This window comes from candidate division KSB1 bacterium (assembly GCA_022562085.1).
Classification (GTDB): Bacteria; Zhuqueibacterota; Zhuqueibacteria; order Oceanimicrobiales; family Oceanimicrobiaceae; genus Oceanimicrobium.
This window is the reverse complement of the sequence record JADFPY010000413.1, coordinates 1-3663: the sequence shown is the minus strand read 5'-3', so window position 1 is coordinate 3663 and position 3663 is coordinate 1. Positions and strand designations below refer to the sequence as shown.

Here is a 3663-nt window from a genome sequence, read left to right as displayed (position 1 = left end):
GGAGCAGAAGAAATCACTCTCGATGAAATTATTTCCGTACTATTGAGACCGATGCTAATCGGGACTTCTATATCATCAGTACGTATTGGTTTTCTACCGCTATTTGTCATTCTTATATTTGAAACTGCAACGTTGGGTATATCTTTTCCTTGGTAGATTAATCTAAAATCCTCAGAAGTAGAAAGAAGTTCTTCATTAAGGAGTTTACCACTTGATATTACTTCTGCGGTAAATTCCTTTGCGTCCGATCTCTGACTCAAATAAGACGCCAGCATAGCCATTGCCACAGCTACAACGCCAGAAAAAAGAGCTGCTACAATTTGCCAAAACCTATCTTTCATAGTCATGTTTTTTTCGCCGAACTATAGAAATAAACTGCCAATCACCGCCTAAACAAATTAAACCGCCGGTGTGTAAGAGGTTTGATAAAATATAAAGAAAGTCTTACATAATATGCAATAGGAATATGAATTTTCATCATAATTACAAGAGTAAAAGACTAATCATTGATGTCAGCCTTCCCATGTCAAACAGCCTCCCATCAACAATGGTGGATATGTTTTCGATTTAAATGGAGTGAATATTTTGAGTCAGCGAGAAGTGCTGAGAAAGGGGAATATACTCCTTAAGAATTGGTTTATATTCTTCCGAAGATTTTATCTTAGATAAGAAAAGTTCCCTCTTGGCTGATAAGTCCGAACGTCCTGGAACTATCCGTGACAAGGCTTCTAAAGACCGTACATATCAGGAATTACATCATACAATAACTCTGGATTGCTATTAGATCGTAATAGGTGATCCAACCCTTTTTTCAAAGGGGCTCAGAACATTTTCGGAGTTCTTTGTTCCTCAACCACTTCAAGGGTAAATTGACTAATTTCTCATCGAGTTCTACTTCGGCACCCTTCTAAAAAACTGTCCATCCACCGGTTGCTAATCGCACCCTACCCACGCCATCTCCCTCCCCGGCGGGTTTTGCCTTTTTCGCAAAAAAGATAACTTTTTCGTTGTTTTTCGAGGAAAAAATTTTTATCTATGAGGGTTAGTTTTCCGATCAGGGGAATACCGGCATCAGCCCTCAGGATGGCGGGGCACCCCGGTCAATTAGAGATAGAGGATTTGAAACAGAACTCTCTATTACTTTCTGCATCCTGGGAGTCCGTCCACTTGCCATTGTATCGTGCCAAATGTGTCAGCCTACAATGTAGGTCAAAGAGTATAAAAACAACAATTGGTGTACCCGAAGATTTAATTAGCAAGCAATGCGGGTAAAACAAATCACTTAAAATTAATCAAAAATGCCCTACAAGATTATTAAAGAGATACAAGTGGAAATAAATCTTAAAAAAGAATTTTGAGAGCAATCCGGTGAATACCCCCAACGAATTCCATGTAGAATATGAAGACAATCATTTAATCGTTGTCAATAAAAAAAGCGGCGTTTTGGTACAAGGAGATAGTACGGGCGATACGCCATTATCGGAGATTGTGAAACAGTATTTAAAGGAAAAGTACAATAAGCCGGGAAATGTTTTTTGTGGCGTGTTACATAGATTAGATAGACCGGTTAGTGGTTTAGTCGTACTGGCAAAAACATCTAAAGGGCTAACAAAAATGAATGAGTTGTTCCGCCGAAGAGAAGTTTATAAAACGTATTGGGCTATTACGAAACGCAGGCCCAATGAGGTGGCAGGTAAATTAATTCATTGGCTAAAAAAAAATCCAGCGAAAAACAAAACGACGACCTTTGATAAGCCGCAAGGAGAGGCCCGGAAGGCGGAACTATCTTATAAGGTTTTGGGGAGTTTAAGAAACCATTGGTTACTTGAAGTACATCCGGTAACAGGCAGACCTCACCAAATAAGGGCGCAATTGGCGGCAGCCGGGTGCCCCATTAAAGGAGATATCAAGTACGGATATGCCGAGCCAAATCCGGATGCCAGCATTCATTTGCATGCACGAAAACTCAGTTTTGAGCATCCAATTAAGAAAGAACTTGTTTCACTTTCCGCCTCTTTACCTGAAGAGGAGTTTTGGCAGCAATTCTTGGCTTTAGGAAAATAGTTTTGCTGAGGTAGCAGAACCGCCACAAACAACGAACCTCACTATTTGATTGAATTTCATGTTTATTATGGGTATCATATCGAGAAGTTTTAATTCTTTATGAAAAAAACTAAATATTTTGATTTTAGAAGACAGCAACCCGATCGCAAGGATATTAAAATTGAATGGATTCAGAGGGTTCTTGATTCGCCATTGCAGACAGAAATTCAAACTGACGGTCGAAAGAAGCTTTGGGGTAGAATAGAAGAAGTGGATAAATATTTGAGAGTAGTCGTGCTTGAAGATGGTGAAACGGTTCACAATGCATTCTTTGATAGATCTTTCAAGGGAGAAAAAAAGTGAAAGTAAAATATTTTGAGGACACGGACACGCTTTATGTTGAGTTGTCGGATTCTCATATAGCTCAAACGAAAGAATTAAATGAAAACCTGTATGTGGATCTCGATTCTGAAGGGAAGGTTGTAAGCTTTACCGTGGAACATGCTAATTCATCATCTAAAAAGCTCAACTTTTCTTACGAGACCATAGCAGCTTAAAGATTGACAGCAGACATATCCGACAAAAATTCAAAACGGCTGCAGTTCTATATTTTAGCCAGCCTTTTCGCTGCCTTGACTGCAGCCGGATCCTTTATAAAAATTCCCCTTCCTTATGTCCCAATCACCCTGCAGACCTTTTTTGTCATTCTTTCCGGATCGCTTTTAGGGGCAAAGTTTGGCGCTTTGAGTCAGCTGATTTATTTAGCTGTCGGTCTTCTGGGTGCACCGATCTTTTCCCAGGGCGGCGGTCCGGGATATGTGTTCCAGCCTGCTTTTGGGTACCTCCTCGGCTACCCGCTTGCGGCATTTACAATTGGCCATCTGCTCTGGGGGTGGAATATTCCGGGCACAACTAAATCGCCAACGTTTTTAAAAATTTGCCTGGTAACCACAATCGGAGTACTCGTGATTTTTATTCCTGGTGTAACCGTGCTTTATCTGAATTTGAAGTACATTATCGCCAAGCCCATTCCCTTCTCAAAAGCTCTCTGGGTTGGATTTGCGATTTTCATTCCCGGAGATATTATTAAAATAGCGGTGAGTTCTCTGCTTACGTTTAGGCTAAGCAAAATCCTTCACCCCTGAGTTTCGACTTGTCTTTTTGTTCCGCAAGAAGTATATTCATTGAATGAAGAAGGCAATCAAAACCGGCGTCAGCTACTTCGGTAATCGTAACCCGCGCCACTTTATCAGCGATTTAGAAGAAATCCTCACCCACAACTGTAACTTTATCGTGCATACCTTCTCGGAAAACGATCAGCAGTTTTATAAGGAGACCCTGCGAGAAATGGTTTCTATGTCGAAAGACGCCGGCTTGGAATGCTACCTCGATCCTTGGGGTGTTGGCCGGGTTTTCGGCGGCGAGACCTACAGTAGTTTTGCATTAAAGAATATCGATGCCTGCCAAATTCTCCCTGACGGTGAGATCGCGCCGGCGGTGTGCTTTAACAACGAGAAGTTTCGAGAATTTATCTACCAGTGGATCGAAGATGCCGCAGAGATTGGCGCGGATGTTCTATTTTGGGACGAGCCGCACTTTTTCATTGATTTAAAGGAAAAA

At 41.2% G+C, this 3663-nt stretch carries 6 protein-coding genes; 5 read left to right on the top strand and 1 reads right to left on the bottom strand.

Annotated elements, in window-relative coordinates:
- Positions 1-341, bottom strand: a 341-nt coding sequence (locus tag IH879_21445) for a hypothetical protein (protein ID MCH7677492.1), incomplete at its 3' end; no start/stop codon positions are given.
- A gap of 1027 nt (positions 342-1368) precedes the next feature.
- Between IH879_21445 and IH879_21440 the strand changes: the two genes are divergently transcribed.
- From IH879_21440 to IH879_21420, 5 genes are all read left to right on the top strand, one after another.
- A complete protein-coding gene (locus IH879_21440) occupies positions 1369-2064 on the top strand; it encodes an RNA pseudouridine synthase (GenBank protein MCH7677491.1) in 696 nt (231 codons plus the stop codon).
- A gap of 99 nt (positions 2065-2163) precedes the next feature.
- A complete protein-coding gene (locus tag IH879_21435; protein ID MCH7677490.1) occupies positions 2164-2406 on the top strand; it encodes a hypothetical protein in 243 nt (80 codons plus the stop codon).
- Positions 2403-2600, top strand: coding sequence for a DUF2283 domain-containing protein (locus IH879_21430; GenBank protein ID MCH7677489.1), 198 nt, complete (start codon positions 2403-2405; stop codon positions 2598-2600). Before IH879_21435 ends, IH879_21430 begins: the two co-directional genes overlap by 4 nt.
- A gap of 39 nt (positions 2601-2639) precedes the next feature.
- Positions 2640-3188 carry a biotin transporter BioY gene (locus IH879_21425; protein ID MCH7677488.1) on the top strand — a complete coding sequence of 183 codons (549 nt, stop codon included), beginning with the start codon at positions 2640-2642 and terminating at the stop codon, positions 3186-3188.
- A 43-nt stretch (positions 3189-3231) separates the two neighbouring features.
- Positions 3232-3663: hypothetical protein (locus tag IH879_21420; protein MCH7677487.1), on the top strand; the 432-nt coding region annotated here is incomplete at its 3' end.